Source organism: Streptomyces durhamensis (genome assembly GCF_000725475.1).
Lineage (GTDB): Bacteria > Actinomycetota > Actinomycetes > Streptomycetales > Streptomycetaceae > Streptomyces > Streptomyces filipinensis.
On record NZ_KL647051.1, the window covers coordinates 636 to 1162 of the forward strand.

Annotated in this window: 1 protein-coding gene; it reads left to right on the top strand. The window is 67.0% G+C overall.

The window, feature by feature from the left end:
* Window positions 1–527 (top strand): DDE-type integrase/transposase/recombinase (locus IO33_RS0143550; protein ID WP_037687794.1); only part of this gene is annotated, 527 nt, incomplete at both ends.

Sequence of the window (527 nt, forward strand, 5' to 3'; positions counted from 1 at the left end):
GCTGGAGGAGGCCTACCGCGCGAACGCGTTGTTCGAGGCGCATCGTGAGGATCCGGAGTTCGGCTACCGCTTCCTGGCCGACGAGGCCCGCGACGCCGGGACGGTCATGGCCGACCGGACTGCGTGGCGGATCTGCCGGGACAACCGCTGGTGGAGCGTGTTCGGGAAGAGGCGCGCCAGGATCAAGAAGGCCGGCCCGCCGGTGCACGACGCCCTGGTCCGCCGTGACTTCACCGCGGATGGCCTCAACCGCCTGTGGCTCGCCGACATCACCGAACACGCCACCGGTGAAGGGAAGTTGTATCTCTGTGCCATCAAGGACGTCTTCAGCAAGAGGATCGTGGGCTACTCCATCGCCGCGCGGATGAAGTCCCGCCTGGCCGTGGCCGCCCTGAACAACGCTGTTGCCCGACGTGGACACGTCGCCGGGTGCATTCTGCACACCGATCGAGGGTCGCAGTTCCGGTCACGGAGATTCGTTCGGGCCCTCGACGGTCACGGGATGGCCGGATCGATAGGAAGGGTCG